The organism is Dyella marensis (genome assembly GCF_049532885.1).
GTDB classification, from domain to species: Bacteria; Pseudomonadota; Gammaproteobacteria; order Xanthomonadales; family Rhodanobacteraceae; genus Dyella_D; species Dyella_D marensis.
On record NZ_CP064029.1, the window covers coordinates 751,812 to 769,521 of the forward strand.

General features: G+C 70.0%; 15 protein-coding genes and 1 other RNA gene. 15 read left to right on the forward strand and 1 reads right to left on the reverse strand.

What is annotated here, in order from left to right:
* Positions 1–6 precede the first annotated feature (6 nt).
* On the reverse strand, positions 7–1,830 hold the full coding sequence (locus ISN75_RS03300; RefSeq protein WP_168648056.1) for a penicillin-binding protein activator: 1,824 nt from the start codon (positions 1,828–1,830) through the stop codon (positions 7–9).
* 89 nt (positions 1,831–1,919) lie between these two features.
* On the opposite strand from ISN75_RS03300, the gene rsmI reads away from it, so the two are divergent.
* The 15 genes from rsmI (at position 1,920) to ftsA (ending at position 17,685) form a co-directional block, all read left to right on the forward strand.
* A complete protein-coding gene (gene rsmI / locus ISN75_RS03305; protein WP_167252489.1) occupies positions 1,920–2,753 on the forward strand; it encodes a 16S rRNA (cytidine(1402)-2'-O)-methyltransferase in 834 nt (277 codons plus the stop codon).
* A 35-nt stretch (positions 2,754–2,788) separates the two neighbouring features.
* Positions 2,789–3,154: RNase P RNA component class A (gene rnpB, locus ISN75_RS03310), an RNA gene on the forward strand.
* A 324-nt stretch (positions 3,155–3,478) separates the two neighbouring features.
* The gene (mraZ, locus tag ISN75_RS03315; protein ID WP_167252488.1) at positions 3,479–3,925 is read left to right on the forward strand and encodes a division/cell wall cluster transcriptional repressor MraZ; all 447 of its coding nucleotides are present in this window, start codon (positions 3,479–3,481) and stop codon (positions 3,923–3,925) included.
* A 56-nt stretch (positions 3,926–3,981) separates the two neighbouring features.
* Complete coding sequence (rsmH, locus tag ISN75_RS03320) at positions 3,982–4,908, forward strand: 16S rRNA (cytosine(1402)-N(4))-methyltransferase RsmH (protein WP_343819409.1); 927 nt, start codon at positions 3,982–3,984, stop codon at positions 4,906–4,908.
* 5 nt (positions 4,909–4,913) lie between these two features.
* Positions 4,914–5,177, forward strand: coding sequence for a cell division protein FtsL (gene ftsL, locus ISN75_RS03325; RefSeq protein WP_167252748.1), 264 nt, complete (start codon positions 4,914–4,916; stop codon positions 5,175–5,177).
* A complete protein-coding gene (locus ISN75_RS03330) occupies positions 5,174–6,991 on the forward strand; it encodes a peptidoglycan D,D-transpeptidase FtsI family protein (RefSeq protein WP_246866710.1) in 1,818 nt (605 codons plus the stop codon). The genes ftsL and ISN75_RS03330 overlap by 4 nt, the downstream gene beginning before the upstream one ends.
* Entirely contained in the window at positions 6,988–8,460 is a 1,473-nt protein-coding gene (locus tag ISN75_RS03335; RefSeq protein WP_343819408.1) for a UDP-N-acetylmuramoyl-L-alanyl-D-glutamate--2,6-diaminopimelate ligase, read from the forward strand. The genes ISN75_RS03330 and ISN75_RS03335 overlap by 4 nt, the downstream gene beginning before the upstream one ends.
* The gene (locus ISN75_RS03340; RefSeq protein ID WP_167252485.1) at positions 8,457–9,824 is read left to right on the forward strand and encodes a UDP-N-acetylmuramoyl-tripeptide--D-alanyl-D-alanine ligase; all 1,368 of its coding nucleotides are present in this window, start codon (positions 8,457–8,459) and stop codon (positions 9,822–9,824) included. The genes ISN75_RS03335 and ISN75_RS03340 overlap by 4 nt, the downstream gene beginning before the upstream one ends.
* Positions 9,814–11,025, forward strand: coding sequence for a phospho-N-acetylmuramoyl-pentapeptide-transferase (gene mraY / locus ISN75_RS03345; protein ID WP_167252484.1), 1,212 nt, complete (start codon positions 9,814–9,816; stop codon positions 11,023–11,025). Before ISN75_RS03340 ends, mraY begins: the two co-directional genes overlap by 11 nt.
* Positions 11,025–12,254, forward strand: coding sequence for a putative lipid II flippase FtsW (gene ftsW, locus ISN75_RS03350; RefSeq protein WP_343819406.1), 1,230 nt, complete (start codon positions 11,025–11,027; stop codon positions 12,252–12,254). Before mraY ends, ftsW begins: the two co-directional genes overlap by 1 nt.
* Entirely contained in the window at positions 12,251–13,327 is a 1,077-nt protein-coding gene (murG, locus tag ISN75_RS03355) for an undecaprenyldiphospho-muramoylpentapeptide beta-N-acetylglucosaminyltransferase (RefSeq protein WP_343819405.1), read from the forward strand. Before ftsW ends, murG begins: the two co-directional genes overlap by 4 nt.
* Positions 13,324–14,763 (forward strand): UDP-N-acetylmuramate--L-alanine ligase, encoded by a 1,440-nt coding sequence (gene murC / locus ISN75_RS03360; RefSeq protein WP_167252482.1) that lies wholly within the window; start codon positions 13,324–13,326, stop codon positions 14,761–14,763. The genes murG and murC overlap by 4 nt, the downstream gene beginning before the upstream one ends.
* Entirely contained in the window at positions 14,760–15,716 is a 957-nt protein-coding gene (locus ISN75_RS03365) for a D-alanine--D-alanine ligase (RefSeq protein ID WP_343819404.1), read from the forward strand. The genes murC and ISN75_RS03365 overlap by 4 nt, the downstream gene beginning before the upstream one ends.
* On the forward strand, positions 15,713–16,456 hold the full coding sequence (locus tag ISN75_RS03370) for a cell division protein FtsQ/DivIB (protein WP_167252480.1): 744 nt from the start codon (positions 15,713–15,715) through the stop codon (positions 16,454–16,456). Before ISN75_RS03365 ends, ISN75_RS03370 begins: the two co-directional genes overlap by 4 nt.
* A complete protein-coding gene (ftsA, locus tag ISN75_RS03375; RefSeq protein ID WP_167252479.1) occupies positions 16,453–17,685 on the forward strand; it encodes a cell division protein FtsA in 1,233 nt (410 codons plus the stop codon). Before ISN75_RS03370 ends, ftsA begins: the two co-directional genes overlap by 4 nt.
* Positions 17,686–17,710: the final 25 nt, after the last annotated feature.

A 17,710-nucleotide genomic window follows, 5' to 3' on the forward strand; every position in this document is an offset into this window, starting at 1 on the left:
GCCGGATCAGCCCTGGCCGGGCGGCGGCGCCGTGCTGCCGGCGGGGGCGGGCGGCTGGGCGGGCGCGCTGTCCATCTGCAGGCTGCCGCTGAGCGGATGCGCCAGGCCGTCCTGGAACTTCGCCCACACCAGTACGCGGCGCACGCGCCCGAACTGGTCCGCGGTGAGCTGGCCGCTGGCGCCGGGCAGGTAGCTGCCGGCGTGCTCGCGCAGCCAGTCGACATAAGGAATGAGGTTCCACGCATCCATGCCGAAGGCGAACAGCCGCGCCGCGGGGCCGCGCGCGCTGGGCAGCTGCGCGGCGATCTCGGCGTGGTCGGGCAGGCCGGGCTGGGCGTCGAACAGCCAGGGCGCGTCGCAGAACTCGACGCCTTCCAGGTCGTGGTTGGCGCCCGCGTCGTCCACGCCCGCATACACGTGCGAGGTGGCGAACACCGGCAGGTTCACGCGGGCCAGGCGCAGCTGGGGCAGCAGCAGGCGCGCCTGTTGCGGACGCATGCTGATGAAGACGCCGGCATCGGAACCCGCATCGGCCGCGTTGAGCCCGGCGATCAGCGAGGCGTAATTGACCCCGTTGCCGTTGAGCGTGGCCATGCGCGTCACCTTGCCGCCGCGCGCTTCGAGCTCCGCCTTGAAGGCATTGGCGGCGCGCTGGCCGTAGTCCTCGCCGGTCACCACTACATAGGCGGTGAGCAGGCCGCGCTCGACCATGTGGTCCGCCGCCTGCGCGCCCTCGGTTTCCGGCAGCAGGCCGAATTCGGCGACGCCGCCGGCCGGCAGGCTCTTGTCGTCGGGATGGTTCAGCGCCAGCAGCTGCACCGGCAGCTCGGCCTGGCCGAACAGCGCCGACACCTCGCCGCGGGTGAGCGGGCCCACCACCAGCTTGGCGCCGTCGGCCACCGCCTGCTGATAGGCCTTGACCGCGCCGGCCGGCGTGCCGCCGCTGTCGTAGACCTTCACCGGCGGACGCGGCGCCCGGTTGCGCGCGGCATCGGCATAAGCGGCGAAGAAGCCTTCGCGGATGGTGGCGCCGGCCGCGGCGAAGCTGCCGCTGGCCGGCAGCAGCAGGGCCACGCGCTCGGGCATCTTGTAGCCCTCGCGCACGTTGGCGTCCTGCCCGGGGATCATGGTGCCGACCTGCTGCTCCAGCGTCGGCTGCGGGCGCGCCACGGCCACGCCGAGCTGGCTCAGCGCCTCGTTGATCCACGGCAGCATGCGGTCGCCCTGCTGCATGGCGGCGGCGCGCTGCTTGAGCGGGTCGACGCCCAGCTTGGCCAGCTGGGCCAGGATCTGCTTGCGGTTCTGCGTCTGATCCAGGCCGCTCAGGCGCTCGTCCATCTCCACGCGGCTGCGCGCGGCGCCCCAGGCATCGCCAGTGGCGTCCATGGCCTTGGCGCGCAGTTCCAGCTGGCGCAGCTGCAGGTTGGCCGGCACGGCGACGCCGGGCTGGGTGGTGAGCTGCAGCGCGCGCTGCGGGTTGTTCTGCTTCAGCGCGAGCTCGGCCTGCAGCAGATCCAGCCGCACCGGCTCGTCGCCGCTCAGGCGCGCGCGCTTGATGGTGGGCAGGAAGGCGGCGGCCTGTTCCAGGCGGCCTTCCTGGCGGTAGGCCTCGCCGGCCAGCAGGCGGTAGTGGTCGGCGGCCCCGGACGAGGTGCCGGCCAGGGCGAGATAAGCCTGCGCGGCCTGGTCGAAGCGGCCATCGCGCGCCATCGCGGCGGCGCTCTCCTCGGCGGAGACTTCGGCGGGAGTGCGCGTCGCGCTCGGCGGCACGCAGCCGGCGAGCGCCAGCGAGATCATCAGGCCGAGGCCTGTGGCGCGAATCAGGCGCATGCAAACGTCCTTGGATCTGTCGACACGAAGAACAATTGGGCGATCATAGCCGATCGTGCCGACCGCTTATGTCAGAGGAACTGCCGCCCATGTCTCAGCTTAAGCCCGGTTGTCTGTGGGTGGTGGCCACGCCGATCGGTCATCGCGACGACATCTCCGCGCGCGCCATCGAGACCCTGCGCTCCGTCGCCGTGATTGCTTGCGAAGACACCCGGCACAGCCGGCCGCTGCTCATGCATCACAACATCGGCACGCCGCTCACGGCCCTGCACGAGCACAACGAGCGCGAGGCGGTGGATGCGCTGGTGCGCAGGCTGCAGGGCGGCGAATCGGTGGCGCTGATTTCCGATGCGGGCACGCCGCTGGTCAGCGATCCGGGCTTCCGCCTGGTGCGTGCCGCGCGTGCCGCCGGCATCCGCTGCGCGCCGGTGCCGGGCGCCTGTGCCGCGATCGCCGCCTTGTCGGTGGCGGGGCTGCCCAGCGACCGCTTCGTGTTCGAGGGCTTCCTGCCGCCGAAGTCCGCCGCGCGCCGCGCGCGCCTGCAGGAGCTGGAAGGGGAAGGGCGCACGCTTATCTTCTATGAGTCCTCGCACCGCGTCGCCGAAAGCCTGGCCGATATGCGCGACGTGTTCGGCGAAGCGCGCGAGGCGGTGCTGGCGCGCGAACTGACCAAGCTGTTCGAAACCGTGCTGGGCGAGCCGCTCGCTGCGCTGGCCGCGCGCGTGGCGGCCGATCCGGACCAGCAGCGCGGCGAATGCGTGCTGCTGGTGCATGGCCGCGGCGACGATGCCGACGCGCGCGTGGCCGAAGGCCGCCGGGTCTTCGCCATCCTGCGCGAGGAAATGCCGCCGACGCGGGCCGCCAAGCTTGCCGCATCGATCACCGGCGCCTCGCGCCGCGCTTTATATGAAGGCGGCGACTGAAGCGCGGAGATGCCGCTGCGGTTACAATGGCTGGCGGAGTCGGCCGGGCAGTCGCGATACGCGCAAGCGCATCGAGGAAAGTCCGGGCTCCACAGGGCAGAGTGCCAGGTAACGCCTGGGCGGCGCGAGCCGACGGAAAGTGCAACAGAGAGCAAACCGCCGAACGGCATCTTCGATGCGCGTGGTAAGGGTGAAACGGTGCGGTAAGAGCGCACCGCGCGCGGGGCCAACGCCGCGTGGCACGGCAAACCCCACTCGGAGCAAGACCAAATAGGGGAACGATAACGCGGCCCGCGTTGTTCCCGGGTAGGTTGCTGGAGCCTGGCGGCGACGCCAGGCCGAGAGGAATGACTGTCGCGCCGCAAGGCGTACAGAACCCGGCTTACAGGCCGACTCCGCCTCTTTTTTCTCCCGCGCGCAGGCCCCTTGGCGGTGGCCTGGAAGGATCTCGCGTGGGATTTCCTGGAGTGGCAGGCCGCATGAACGCGGGTTCATGCGGCAGGCTCGTGCGCCCGCCTCCAGGACTGCGAAATGGTTCGCAAGTTTTCCAAAATTTCCTAGCCATTCAAATACCTCGGGGTATTTCCTAAGAAAAGGCTGGAATTACTGCCACACCTCCGCCTTTCTCATTGATTCACAAGCAAAATTCCCTTGACAGTCTCAGGGGGCGAGACTATCGTGGGTTCCCGTGTGAAATCGTGGGAATTCGTGGGAGTTATCGGGCCGTGTTCCAGGGCGAAACCGCCATCACCGTCGACGACAAGGGCCGCCTGGCCATCCCGACCGCGTATCGGGATCAGGTGGCGGACGCGTGCGCGAATCGCCTGGTGATCACCTACAACCCCTTCGACGCGGGCTGCCTGTGGGTTTTCCCGTACGCGGAGTGGGAGCAGGTGCGCGACCAGGTCAACGCCCTGCCCAAGGTCAAGGCGGCCCATCGCGACATGCAGATGAAGCTGGTGGGCGCCGCGGCCATCGTCGAACCGGATTCCGCCGCGCGCGTCCTGCTGCCGGCGAGCCAGCGGGCGGCGGCGGGCATCGAGAAGAAAGCGGTCCTGCTGGGCATGGGCAACAAGTTCGAGCTGTGGAGCGAACAGGCCCACCTGGCCAAGATCCGCCAGACCCTGGGCGAAGACGACATCACTGACGAAATGGCGGACCTGCGCCTGTAACCGGACACGGTGGCGGCGCAGCGCAGCAGTACATGGGACGGGAGCGGGAGTGCGGCATGGCCGAGCAAGTGTTGCGGCACATCCCGGTGATGCTGGGTGAAGCAGTGGAGGGTCTCGCCGTGCGGGCTGGCGGGCGTTATCTGGATGGCACCTTCGGACGCGGCGGTCACGCCCGCGCCGTGCTGTCGCGCCTGGGCCCCGACGGCCGCCTGCTGCTGATGGACCGCGACCCCGCCGCCATCGCCACCGCCCAGGCCGAATTCGCCGCCGACGCGCGCGTGTCGATCTGCCACGCCAATTTCTCCAGCCTGGCCGAGTGGGACGAAACCGCCGCCGGCCTCGACGGCGTGCTGCTGGATCTGGGCGTCTCCTCGCCGCAGCTGGACGAAGCCGCGCGCGGCTTCAGCTTCATGGCTGACGCGCCGCTCGACATGCGCATGGACCCGACCCAGGGCGAAAGCGCCGCCGACTTCCTTGCCCGCGCCGACGAGCGCGAGATCGCCGACGTGCTGTGGGTCTACGGCGAGGAGCGCTTCAGCCGCAAGATCGCCCGCGCCATCGTCGAAGACCGCGCCGGGCATCCGCTGACGCGCACCGGCGAACTGGCCGGGCTGATCGAGCGCGTGATCGGCCGCCGGGAGCCCGGCAAGCATCCGGCCACGCGCAGCTTCCAGGCGCTGCGCATCCAGGTGAACGGCGAGCTGGACTCGCTCAGGCAGGGGCTGGCCTCGGCGCTGGAGCGCCTGAACGTCGGCGGCCGCCTGTCGATCATCAGCTTCCACTCGCTGGAAGACCGCGCGGTCAAGCTCTTCATCCGCGACCACTCCGGCCGCGTGCAGGGCAGCCGCCGCGGCCCGCCCGTCGCCGCCGCGCCCGCGCGCCTGGCCGCGGTGGGCAAGGCGCAGTTCCCGTCCGAGGCCGAGCAGGCCGCCAATCCGCGCTCCCGCTCGGCGGTGCTGCGCGTGGCGGAGAAGCTCTCATGAAAGTGATCGGCACTCTCTTCCTGCTGCTCCTGCTCGGCGCCACGCTGGCCAGCGCGGTGGGCGTGGTGTGGACGCGCCACGAGAGCCGCACCTTGTTCGTCGAGCTCAGCCGCCTGCAGAACCAGCGCGACGAACTCAATATCGAATACGGCAAGCTGGAGCTGGAGCAGGCCACCTGGGCCGAGCCGCGCCGCGTGGACAGCGAGGCGCGCCAGAAGCTGGGCATGGTCAATCCCAAGCCGCAAGACATCCAGCTGGTGCGCCGATGAACATGCGCCCCCGCTTCCCGACCCAGCCCACCGCCCGCCGCCGCCAGCATGGCCCCAGTCCCCGCCGCCGCATGATCGCGGTGGTGGCGATCCTGTCGCTGGCCTCGCTCGGCCTGGTCGCGCGCGCGTTCGACCTGCAGGTGGTGCGCAAGGAGTTCTACCAGAGCCAGGGCGACGCGCGCTTCCTGCGCGAAGTGCCGATCGCGGTTTCGCGCGGCACCATCTTCGACCGCAACGGCGAGCCGCTGGCGGTGTCGACGCCGGTGATGTCGATCTGGGCCAACCCGTCCGAAGTGCTGGAAAGCGAGGACCGCCTGCCGCAGCTGGCCAAGGCCATCGGCATGGATGCGGGTGAGCTCAAGCAATACCTGATGCAGCGCTCCGAGCGCGAGTTCGTCTACCTGCGCCGCCAGATGCGCCCGGACGCGGCGCAGGCCGTGCTGGACCTGGGCATCCCCGGCGTCAACGGCCAGCGCGAATACCGCCGCTACTACCCGTCGGGCGAAGTGACCTCGCACATCCTGGGCTTCACCAATATCGACGACCACGGCCAGGAAGGCCTGGAACTGGCCTTCGACGACTGGCTGGCCGGCAAGCCCGGCGCCAAGCGCGTGATCCGCGACCGCATGGGCCACATCGTGGAAGACGTGGAGCAGGTGCGCGCGCCGCAGCCGGGCCGCAACCTCACGCTGAGCATCGACCGCCGCATCCAGTTCCTCGCCTACAACGAGCTGAAGAACACGCTGGAGCAGTCGCAGGCCGATTCCGGCTCGATGGTGATCCTCGACATCACCACCGGCGAAGTGCTGGCGATGGTCAACCTGCCCACCTACAACCCCAACGCCTTGCGCAGCAGCACGGCCTCGCAGCGGCGCAACCGCTCGATGACCGACGTGGTGGAACCCGGTTCCACCATCAAGCCGGTGGTCATGGCCGCGGCCCTGTCCAGCGGCAAATACACGCCGAACGGCCCGCTGGTGGACACCGGCAACGGTCATTTCTATTACATGACCCATGACATCCGCGACACGCATGCCTACGGCATGTTGTCGCCCACCGGCGTGATCCAGAAATCCAGCAACATCGGCGCCGCCAAGATCGCGATGACGCTGGACACCGGCCTGCTCTACGACACCTACCGCGCCTTCGGCCTCGGCAGCAGCACCAACAGCGGCTTTCCCGGCGAGGCTTCCGGCTACCTCAAGGTGGGCCGCGACTGGCGTCCGCTGGAAAAGGCCATCATGGCCTACGGCTACGGCCTCAACGTCACCGCGCTGCAGCTGGCCAACGTCTACGCCACCATCGGCGACGGCGGCCTGATGCACGAGCCTTCCTTCGTGAAGGGCGCCGCCGGCGAGACCCGGCAGATCATCGCGCCGGAAATCGCGCGCAAGCTGGTCACCATGCTGGAATCCACCACCCAGCCGGGCGGCACCGCCGCGCCGTATGCGTGGATCGCCAACTACGCGGTAGCCGGCAAGACCGGCACGGCGCACAAGGCGCAAGCCGGCGGCTACGCCAAGAACAACTACAGCGCCGCCTTCGCCGGCATCGTGCCGGCCAGCAATCCGCGCATGGCCGCGGTGGTGGTGATCGACGATCCGAAGAAGGGCAGCTACTACGGCGGCCTGGTCTCGGCGCCGGTATTCGCCAAGGTGATGGACGGCGCGCTGCGCCTGCTCGATGTGCCGCCCGACAACATCGGCCGCTGGTACGTGGGCGGTCCGGTGCAGGGCAATAACGGACTGGTCGGCAGCAAGCCGCCGGACGCGCCGCTGGTCGAGGACGCGCCGGTCGAGGGAGCGACCCCATGAGCCAGCGCCTCGATCAGTTGCTGCACGGTATCGCCGACACGCAAAGTGCCGGCGATATCGTCGTTTCGGGCCTGGCGCTGGATTCGCGCCGCGTGCGCGCGGGCGAGGCCTTCTTCGCGCTGCGCGGCACGCGCGGCCACGGCATCGAATTCGCCGCCGGCGCGGTGGCGCAGGGCGCGCGCGTGGTACTGGCCGAGGCGCCGGCCACGGCGGCGCCCGCGCTCGGCGTGCCGGTGCTCTGGATCGAGCGCCTGCACGCGCAGGTGGGCGAGATCGCCGCGCGCTTCTACGGCCGTCCGTCCGAAGCGCTGCAGGTGGTGGGCGTCACCGGCACCAATGGCAAGACTTCCACCGTGCAGCTGATCGCGCAGGCGCTGCACCACCTGGGCCACAGCGCGGCCACCATAGGCACGCTCGGCGCCGGCCTGCACGGCCGGGTCGAGGAGGGCGAGCGCACCACGCCGGACGCCATCCACGTGCAGGAGCTGCTGGCTTCGTTCCGCGAGCAGGGCGCCACGCACGTGGCGATGGAAGTGTCCTCGCATGCGCTGGAGCAGGGCCGCGTCGGCGCGGTGAAATTCGGCACCGCGGTGTTCACCAATCTCACCCGCGACCATCTGGACTACCACGGCAGCATGCAGGCCTATGGCGACGCCAAGGCCAAGCTGTTCGCCTGGCCCACGCTGACCCATGCGGCGATCAATGTGGACGACGCCTTCGGCCGCGAACTGCTGGGCCGCACGCCGGAGCACGTGCGCAAGCTGCGCATCAGCGCGGCCGGCGACCTGGCTTCGGATATCCGCGCAAGCAACATCCTGACCTCGGCCGAAGGCCTGCGTTTCGACCTGCACACGCCGTGGGGCTCGCGTGCGCTGCAGACGCACCTGATCGGCCGCTTCAACGTCGACAACCTGCTCGCCGTGGTGGCGGTGCTGGGTGCGCTGGGCGAATCGTTCGAGCGCATCGTCGAGGCGGTGTCGGCGCTGCATCCGGTCAACGGCCGCATGAGCCGCCTCGGCGGCCAGCATGGCCTGCCGCTGGTGGTGGTGGACTACGCGCACACGCCGGACGCCCTGGAGCAGTCGCTGCACGCCGTGCGCGCGCACTGCGAAGGCCGGCTGATCTGCGTGTTCGGCTGCGGCGGCGAGCGCGACGCCGGCAAGCGTCCGCTGATGGGTGCGATCGCCGAGCGGCTGGCCGACGTGGCGATCATCACCGACGACAACCCGCGCGGCGAAGACGGCGACGCCATCGTGGCGCAGATCGTGGCGGGGCTGGCGCATCCGGACGCCGCGCGCGTGCAGCGCAACCGCGCGCTGGCGATTACCGAAGCGCTGCAGCTGGCCCGGTCCGGCGACGTGGTGCTGATCGCCGGCAAGGGCCACGAAACCTATCAGGAGGGCGCGCACGGCAAGCGCCCGTTCGACGATCTTGCAGTCGCCCGTGCTGCATTGGAGCTGCACGCATGATGCGTTTGTCCGCCATCGCCCTGTGGACCCGCGGGCACCTGCACGGTGCCGACGTGGAAGTCCTGGGCGTGGGCATCGATACCCGCAAGCTGCGCGCGGGTGACCTGTTCGTCGCGATCAAGGGCGAGCGCGTGGACGGCCATGATTTCCTGGCGCAGGCCGCTGCCGCCGGCGCGGTCGCCGCGCTGGTGGAGCGCCGCGTCGATGCGCCGATCGCCCAGGTGGTGGTGAACAACACGGAGCTGGCGCTGGGCGACCTGGCCAGCGCGGTGCGCGCGCAGAGCAATGTGCGCGTGGTGGGCATCACCGGCTCCAACGGCAAGACCACGGTGAAGACGCTGACGGCATCCATCCTGTCGCGCCACGGCCGCACCCACGTCAACGCCGGCAACTACAACAACGAGCTGGGCCTGCCGCTGACCTTGCTGGCGATGCCGCAGGACACCGAATACGCCGTGCTGGAAATGGGCGCGGGCAAGCCGGGCGACATCGCCTATCTCGCCGCCATCGCGCGGCCGGATATCGGCATCGTCAACACGGTGGCGCCGGCGCACCTGGAGCGCATGGGCAGCGTGGAAGGTGTGGCCGAGACCAAGGGCGCGCTGTACCAGGCGCTGCCGGCCGACGGCGTGGCGGTGATCAATGCCGACGACGCCTTCGCCAAGTTCTTCGAAGGCCTGGCCACCGGCCGCCGCCAGCTGCGCTTCGGCCTGGATCATCCGGCCGAGGTGGTGGCCGAGATCCTGGAGCAGCGTGTGGACGGCTCGCGCTTCGTGCTGGCCACGCCGGCCGGCGACGCCGAAGTGAACCTGCCGCTGGCCGGCCGCCACAACATCGCCAATGCGCTGGCGGCGGCTTCGCTGGCGCTGGCGCTGGACGTGCCGCTGGCCACGATCGTCGATGGCCTGGAGCAGGTGCCCGGCGTCGCCGGCCGCCTGAAGCTGGAGCGCATGCCGGGCGGCTGGACCCTGATCGACGACAGCTACAACGCCAACCCCGGTTCGGTCGGCGCGGCCATCGACACGCTGGCGCTGGCCGACGGCGAGCGCTGGCTGGTGCTCGGCGACATGGCGGAACTTGGCCCGGACGCGAAGGCGCTGCACGCCGGCATCGGCACGCGCGCCCGCGAGCGCGGCATCCAGCGGCTGTTCGCGGTCGGCCCGCTCGGCGCCGCCACCGTGGCCGCGTTCGGCGCCCACGGCGAACACCACGCGGACAAGGCCGCGCTGGTGGCTTCGCTGCAGCAACACCTACACGGCGGCGTGACCTGCCTGGTCAAGGGCTCGCGTTCGGCGGGCATGGAACAGGTGGTGGCCGCGCTTCGCAATGCACAACCGAAGGAGGGCGCATCCGATGCTGCTTGAACTCGCAGACTGGATGGCCCGCCACTTCACGGCGCTGCATCTGTTCCAGTACATCACCTTCCGCACCATCATGGCCGCGCTCACCGCCCTGGCCATGTCGCTGCTGTTCGGCCCCGCGCTGATCCGCAAGCTGGCGGCGCTGAAAGCGGGGCAGGTGGTGCGCAAGGACGGCCCGCAGACGCATCTGTCCAAGGCCGGCACGCCGACCATGGGCGGCGTGATGATCCTGCTGGCGGTGGCCATCGCCACCTTGCTGTGGGCGGATCTGCACAACCGCTACGTCTGGGTGGTGCTGGCCGTGCTGCTCAGCTTCGGCGTGATCGGCTTCTATGACGACTACAAGAAGCTGGTGCTGAAGGACAGCCGCGGCCTGGCCTCGCGCTGGAAGTATTTCTGGCAATCGGTATTCGGCCTGATCGCCGCGCTGTTCCTGTACTTCACCGCGCCGACCACGCCGCCGCCCTGCGCGCGCCCGGCCGTGCCGGCGGTGGTGCAGCACGTGGAGACCACCGCCACCGCGCTGGACAGCCGCCTCACCCTCGAGCCGCCGGCCAATGCCGCGCCGGTGTGCATCAAGGAAGTGGCCGAGACCGCGCTGTTCGTGCCGCTGTTCAAGCAGGTGGCTGTGCCGCTGGGCCTGTTCTTCGTGGTGCTGACCTATTTCATGATCGTGGGCTTCTCCAACGCGGTGAACCTCACCGACGGCCTGGACGGCCTGGCGATCATGCCCACCGTGCTGGTGTCGGGTGCGCTCGGCGTGTTCGCTTACCTTGCGGGCAACCGCGTGTTCTCCGAATACCTGGGCATTCCCTCGATTCCCGGAGCCGGCGAGCTGGCCATCATCTGCGGCGCGCTGTCCGGCGCGGGCCTGGGCTTCCTCTGGTTCAACACCTATCCCGCCCAGGTCTTCATGGGCGACGTCGGCGCGCTGGCCATCGGCGCGGCGCTGGCGGCGATCGCAGTGATCGTGCGCCAGGAGATCGTGCTGCTGATCATGGGCGGCGTGTTCGTGATGGAGACCGTGTCGGTGATGCTGCAGGTGGCGAGCTTCAAGCTCACCGGCAAGCGCATCTTCCGCATGGCGCCGATCCATCACCATTTCGAATTGAAGGGCTGGCCCGAGCCGCGGGTGATCGTGCGCTTCTGGATCATCAGCGTCGTGCTGGTGCTGATCGGCCTCGCCACGTTGAAGGTGCGCTGATGCTATTCGACGCCACCCAGGCCAAACGCCGGCAAGGTCCGCAGGGCAGCTTCGATCTGCCGCTGCTGATCGCGCTCGTCGGCCTGGCCTGCGTCGGGCTGGTGATGATCACCTCCAGCTCGATCGCGGTGGCGGACAGCCAGCACCTGGGTGCGTTCTATTTCCTCAAGAAGCATCTGATGTTCCTGGGGCTGGGCATGGTGCTGGCCGGCGCGGCCATGCGCACCGAGCTGAAGGTGCTGGAGAAGCACAGCTTCCTGCTGCTGCTGCTGGCCTTCATCCTGCTGCTGGCGGTGTTCCTGCCGTTCCTGGGCATGCGCCTGAACGGCGCGCGGCGCTGGCTCAATCTGATCGTCACCAGCTTCCAGCCGGTGGAAGCGGTGAAGCTGATCCTGGTGGTCTATATCGCCAGCTACCTGGTGCGCCACCGCGAAAGCGTGGAAACGCGCTTCCTCGGCCTGCTCAAGCCCATCATGGTGGCCGGCCTGATGGTCGTGCTGCTGCTGCTGCAGCCGGACTTCGGCTCGGCCATGCTGGTGATCTCGGTGACCATCGCCATGGTGTGGCTGGGTGGCGCGCGGCCGATCTTCCTGTTCGGCATGGGCCTGCCGCTGATGCCGCTGCTGGCGATCGCGGCGACCAGCGAAAGCTATCGCATGAAGCGCCTCACCTCGTTCATGGATCCGTGGAAGGACCCGTTCAACGACGGCTTCCAGCTGACCCAGTCGCTGATGGCGATCGGCCGCGGCGAATGGACCGGGGTGGGCCTGGGTTCGAGTGTGCTGAAACTCTCCTACCTGCCGGAAGCGCATACCGACTTCATCTTCGCGGTGATCTCCGAGGAGCTGGGCCTGGCCGGCATCCTCGGCGTGATGAGCCTGTTCGCGCTGGCCGTCGGCCGCGGCCTGTACCTGGGCCTGAAGGGCGTGGAGCTGGGCCAGCGCTTCGCCGGCTACGTGGCCTTCGGCATCTCGCTGATGATCGGTCTGCAGACCATGGTGTCGATCGGCGTGAATCTCGGCGCGCTGCCGACCAAGGGCCTGACCCTGCCGCTGATCAGCTACGGCGGCTCGTCGATGGTGCTGACCTGCGCCATGGCCGGCGTGCTGCTGCGCGCCACCTACGAGATCAACCGCGCGATCGACGCGCGCCAGATGGCTACGCGCGTGCCGGCGCTGGCGGTGGCCGACGCCAGCACGGCCACGGCGCGCGAGGCGGTGACCGCATGAGCGCGGGCAACGCACCCGTGCTGATCATGGCCGGCGGCACCGGCGGCCATATCTTCCCCGGCCTGGCCGTGGCCGAGACGCTGCGCGCGCAGGGCGTGCCGGTGGTGTGGCTGGGCGCGGACGGCGGCATGGAAACCAAGGTGGTGCCGGCGCACGGCGTGCCGCTGCGCACCGTGCCGGTGGGCGGCCTGCGCGGCAAGGGCCTGAAGACCCGCGTGCTGGCGCCGCTGATGCTGGCGCGCGCGCTGCTCGCCTCGCTGCGCGTGGTCGGTGCGGTGAAGCCGCGCAGCGTGCTGTCGATGGGCGGCTATGTGGCCGGCCCCGGCGGCATCGCCGCGTGGCTGCTGCGCAAGCCGCTGCTGGTGCACGAACAGAACGGCGTGGCCGGCTTCACCAACCGCAAGCTCGCCACGCACGCGGCACGTGTGCTGGTGGGTTTCAGCGGCACGCTGCCGGGCGCGGAGTGGGTGGGCAATCCGGTGCGCGCCACCATCGCGGCGCTGCAGGCCCCGGAGGCGCGCATGGCCGGCCGCGACGGCAGGCCGCGCCTGCTGGTGCTCGGCGGCAGCCTCGGTGCGCGCGCCCTGAACCTGGCGCTGCCGCAGGCGCTGGCGCAGCTGCCGCTGGCGGCCCGCCCCGAGGTGCTGCACCAGTGCGGCAACCGCGGCATCGACGAAGCGCGCGAGGCCTATGCCAAGGCCGTCGTCGACGCGCAGATCGTGCCGTTCATCGAAGACATGGCCGGCGCCTACGCCTGGGCCGACCTGGCCGTGTGCCGCGCGGGCGCGCTGACCGTGGCCGAGCTCACCGCCGCCGGCCTCGGCGCCGTGCTGGTGCCTTTCCCTCATGCGGTGGACGACCACCAGACCCGCAACGCCGAGGCCCTGGTGGCCGCTGGCGCCGCCGAAGTCGTACAGGAACGAGATTTGGACGTACAGCAGTTTGCCCAGCGCCTGGATGCGCTGTTGAACGATCGCGCGCGCACCGTGGCCATGGCCGCCGCCGCGCGCTCCCTGGCCAAGCCCGATGCCGCCGCGGCGATCGCGCGCGCCTGCCTGGAGGTGCGCGCATGACGCCCCGCCGCCTGCTGGCCCACGAAGACCTGATGACCACCTTCCGCCGCGTGCATTTCATCGGCATCGGCGGCGTGGGCATGAGCGGCATCGCCGAAGTGCTGCACAACCTCGGCTACCAGGTGTCCGGTTCCGACAAGTCGAACTCGCCGACCGCGCAGCGCCTGGCCGCGCTGGGCATCGTGGTGCACGTCGGCCACGCCGCCGAGCACATCGGTGATGCCGACGTGGTGGTTACTTCCAGCGCGATCCGCCAGGACAACCCCGAGCTGGTCGCCGCCCGCGCGGCGCGCATCCCGCTGGTGCCGCGCGCGGAGATGCTGGGCGAGCTGATGCGCTTCCGCCGCGGCGTGGCGATCGCCGGCACGCACGGCAAGACCACCACCACCAGCCTCACCGCCAGCGTGCTGGCCGAAGCCAACTACGACCCGACCTTCGTGATCGGCGGCCAGCTCAACGCGGCCGGCGCGAATGCGCGCCTGGGCACCGGCCAGTACATCGTGGCGGAAGCCGACGAGTCGGACGGCTCCTTCCTGATGCTGTCGCCGGTGGTGGCGGCGATCACCAATATCGACGCCGATCATCTGGAGAACTACCAGGGCGACTTCGCGCTGGTGAAGAAGGCCTTCGACGATTTCCTGCACCGCCTGCCGTTCTACGGCCTGGCCGTACTGTGCGTGGACGATCCGGAAGTGGCCGCGCTGGCCAGGCGCACCACGCGCCGCGTGATGACCTACGGCATCGACTCGCCCGACGCCGACGTGCGCGCCAGCAATCTCACCCAGCACGGTTTCGAGATGCACTTCGACCTGTGGCTGCCCGGCCGCAACGAAGCGCTGCACGTGAAGCTCAACCTGCCGGGCCGCCACAACGTGCTCAACGCGCTGGCCGCCGCCACCATCGGCTGGCAGCTTGGTGTGGAAGCCGGCTCGATCGCGCGCGCGCTGGAGCAGTTCGAAGGCGTGGGCCGCCGTTTCCACCGCCGCGGCGAGATCGCGCTGGACAAGGGCACGGCGCTGCTGGTCGACGATTACGGCCACCATCCGCGCGAGCTGGCCGCGGTGTTCTCCGCCGTACGCGGCGGCTGGCCGGAACGCCGCCTGGTGGCGGCGTTCCAGCCGCACCGCTACAGCCGCACGCGCGACCTGCTGGACGACTTCGCCAATGTGCTGAGCGACGTCGACGTGCTGGTGCTGACCGACGTCTACCCGGCCGGCGAAGCACCGATCGCCGGCGCCGACGGCCGCGCCCTGGCGCGCGCGGTGCGCGCGCGCGGCAAGGTCGATCCGGTGCTGGTCGAGCATCCGCGCGAACTGAAAGAGACCCTGCCGGCGCTGCTGCGCGACGGCGACCTGTTGCTGCTGCTCGGCGCCGGCGATATCGGCGCGGCGGCGGTGGAGCTGGCTGCGGCCGGCAACCTGAGGAGCAAGAAGTGACGGCGCAGAAGAAGGACGAGTCGAAGACGGTCAGGGACCCCGCGCAGTTCGGCCGCGTCGCCGTGGTGATGGGCGGCAGCTCGGCCGAGCGCGAGGTCTCGCTCAACTCCGGCGACGGCGTGCTGAAGGCGCTGCGCGCGCGCGGCGTCGACGCCGAGGCGATCGACGGCATCCCCGCGCTGCTCGATGCGGCGCGCGCCGGCCACTTCGCGCGCGTGTTCAACATCCTGCACGGCGGCGGCGGCGAGAACGGCGAGCTGCAGGGCGCGCTGCAGTCGCTGCGCATTCCGTTCACCGGTTCCGGCGTGCTCGGTTCCGCGCTGTCGCTGGACAAGATCCGCGCCAAGCTGGTGTGGCAGGCGCTGGGCCTGCCGACGCCGCGCTTCAAGGCACTGCCGCGCGGCGCCGACGTGCATGCCGCGGCGCGCGAGATCGGCTTCCCGCTGATCGTGAAGCCGGCCTGGGAAGGCTCCAGCGTGGGCGTCACCCGCGTGTTCGAGGAAAAAGATCTGGACGCCGCGGTGGAACTGGCGCAGCGCTATCCCGGCGACATGCTGATGGAAACGCTGATCGAAGGCGGCGAGTTCACGGTGGGCATTCTCGGTCGCGACGTGCTGCCGACGATCAAGATCGTGCCCAAGGGCGAGTACTACGACTACAACGCCAAGTACATCGCCGAGGACACGCAGTACATCTGCCCCGGCCTGGAAGGCGAGGCCGAGCGCGAGATGCAGGCGCTGGCGCTGCGTGCGTTCGACGCACTGGCCTGCGGCGGCTGGGGCCGCGTCGACGTGATGCGCGACCGCGACGGCCGCAACTGGCTGCTGGAGGTGAACACCGCCCCCGGCATGACTTCGCATTCGCTGGTGCCCAAGGCGGCCAAGGTGGTCGGCATCGACTACGAGACGCTGTGCTGGCGCGTGCTGGAAACGAGCTTCCGGGAGGGCGTGTGAGGGGAGCGATTCGCCTCGTTGCCTGGTGTCTGGCCATCGCGCTCGTGGCGCTGCCGATCGTCGGCGTGCTGCGCGGATGGTTCGCGGCCAATCGCTGGCCGGTGACCCAGCTGACGGTGCAGGCCGAGTTCAAGCACGTGAGCGCGGACGCCATCCGCGCCACCGTGCTGCCGCGCCTGGGCAAGGGCTTCTTCGCGCTGGACCTCGACGCGGTGCAGAAGGCCGTGGCCGCGCTGCCGTGGGTGGAATCGGTGGAGGCGCGCAAGCGCTGGCCGGACACCCTGATCCTGCGCATCTACGAGCGCCAGCCGTTCGCGCGCTGGAACGACAAGCAGCTGATCAGCCGCCAGGGCCTGGTGTTCGACGCGCCCGGCGCCGACGGCTTCGACAGCCTGCCGCAGCTGCGCGGCCCCGATGCGCGCCTGGCCGAGGTGGTGAGCTTCTATGCCGAGACGCAGAAGGCGTTCGGCAGCACGCATCTGAAGATCACCGGCGTGTCGCTGACCGAGCGCGGCAGCTGGAGCCTCGGCACCTCCAGCGGCGCGCAGATCGTGCTCGGCGACCGCGACCAGGCCGGCCGCCGGCTGCGCCGCTTCCTCGACGTCTACCCCCAATTGATGGCGAACCGTCCCGACGGCTTCGCCTACGCAGACCTTCGCTATACCAACGGATTCGCCGTGCGCTGGCCGCAGACGCAAGTACCGGCCGCCGTCACCACCAAAGGCACGCCCAGCACATGAAAACCCGCAACGACAAGCAACTGGTCGTCGGCCTCGACATCGGCACCTCGAAAGTGGTGGCGATCGTGGGCGAGTACGAGCCGGGCGAGCCGATCGAAGTGATCGGCATCGGCACGCATGTGTCGCGCGGGCTCAAGCGCGGCTCGGTGGTGGATATCGAATCGACCGTGCACTCGATCCAGCGCGCGGTGGAAGAGGCCGAGCTGATGGCCGGCTGCGATATCCGCTCGGTCTACGCCTCGATCTCCGGCAGCCACCTGGAAACCAAGAACTCGCACGGCACCGCCGCCATCCGCGACCGCGAAGTGACCCCCGGCGACCTGGAACAGGTGCTGGAAGCCGCCAGCGCGGTGGCGATCCCGGCCGACCGCAAGGTGCTCTACAAGGAGTCGCAGGAGTACCGCATCGACGGCCAGGACGGCATCCGCTCGCCGGTGGGCATGAGCGGCGTGCGCCTGGAGGCGAGCGTGCACCTGGTGACCGGCGCGGCCGCGGCGGTGCAGAACATCAGCAAGTGCATCCAGCGCTGCGGCCTGAGCGTGGACGAGCTGGTGCCTTCCTCGGTGGCCAGCGCCAAGTCGGTGCTGACCGACGACGAGCGCGAGCTGGGCGTGTGCCTGGTCGACATCGGCGCGGGCACCACCGACATCGCCATCTATACACAGGGCTCGATCCGCTACACCAAGTCGCTGCCGGTGGGCGGCGACCAGGTCACCAACGACATCGCCTACGGCGTGCATACGCCGACCGCGCATGCCGAAGAGATCAAGATCAAGTACGCCTGCGCGCTGGCCCAGCTGGCGCACGCCGAGGAAACCATCCAGGTGCCCAGCGTGGGCGACCGCCCGCCGCGCCGCCTGGCCCGCCAGTCGCTCGCGCAGAGCGTGCAGGCGCGCTACGAGGAAATCTTCGAGATGGTGCAGGACGAGCTGCGCCGCTCCGGCTACGAAAGCCTGGTGGCGGCCGGCGTGGTGCTGACCGGCGGCGCCTCGCGCATGGAAGGCGCGCTGGAGCTGGCCGAGGAGATCTTCCACAAGATGGTGCGCATCGGCGTGCCGCAGCACGTCAGCGGCCTGGGCGAAGTGGTCACCAACCCGCTGCATTCCACCGGCGTGGGCCTGCTGCTGCACGGCGCGCGCGCCGGCGGCATGCGCGCGGGCGGTTCCTCCGGCGGCAGCGTGGGCGGGCTGGTCGATCGCCTGCGCGGCTGGCTGGCGAAGAATTTCTGAGCCGGCGGGCCGCAAGGCCCGGCAG

Bases quoted from the DNA above. Each gene is read 5' to 3' on its own strand.
- ISN75_RS03300 (WP_168648056.1), bottom strand. From the start codon at position 1,830: ATGCGCCTGATTCGCGCCACAGGCCTCGGCCTGATGATCTCGCTGGCG.
- rsmI (WP_167252489.1), top strand. From the start codon at position 1,920: ATGTCTCAGCTTAAGCCCGGTTGTCTGTGGGTGGTGGCCACGCCGATC.
- rsmH (WP_343819409.1), top strand. From the start codon at position 3,982: ATGGCCGAGCAAGTGTTGCGGCACATCCCGGTGATGCTGGGTGAAGCA.
- ISN75_RS03330 (WP_246866710.1), top strand. From the start codon at position 5,174: ATGAACATGCGCCCCCGCTTCCCGACCCAGCCCACCGCCCGCCGCCGC.
- ISN75_RS03335 (WP_343819408.1), top strand. From the start codon at position 6,988: ATGAGCCAGCGCCTCGATCAGTTGCTGCACGGTATCGCCGACACGCAA.
- ISN75_RS03340 (WP_167252485.1), top strand. From the start codon at position 8,457: ATGATGCGTTTGTCCGCCATCGCCCTGTGGACCCGCGGGCACCTGCAC.
- mraY (WP_167252484.1), top strand. From the start codon at position 9,814: ATGCTGCTTGAACTCGCAGACTGGATGGCCCGCCACTTCACGGCGCTG.
- ftsW (WP_343819406.1), top strand. From the start codon at position 11,025: ATGCTATTCGACGCCACCCAGGCCAAACGCCGGCAAGGTCCGCAGGGC.
- murG (WP_343819405.1), top strand. From the start codon at position 12,251: ATGAGCGCGGGCAACGCACCCGTGCTGATCATGGCCGGCGGCACCGGC.
- murC (WP_167252482.1), top strand. From the start codon at position 13,324: ATGACGCCCCGCCGCCTGCTGGCCCACGAAGACCTGATGACCACCTTC.
- ftsA (WP_167252479.1), top strand. From the start codon at position 16,453: ATGAAAACCCGCAACGACAAGCAACTGGTCGTCGGCCTCGACATCGGC.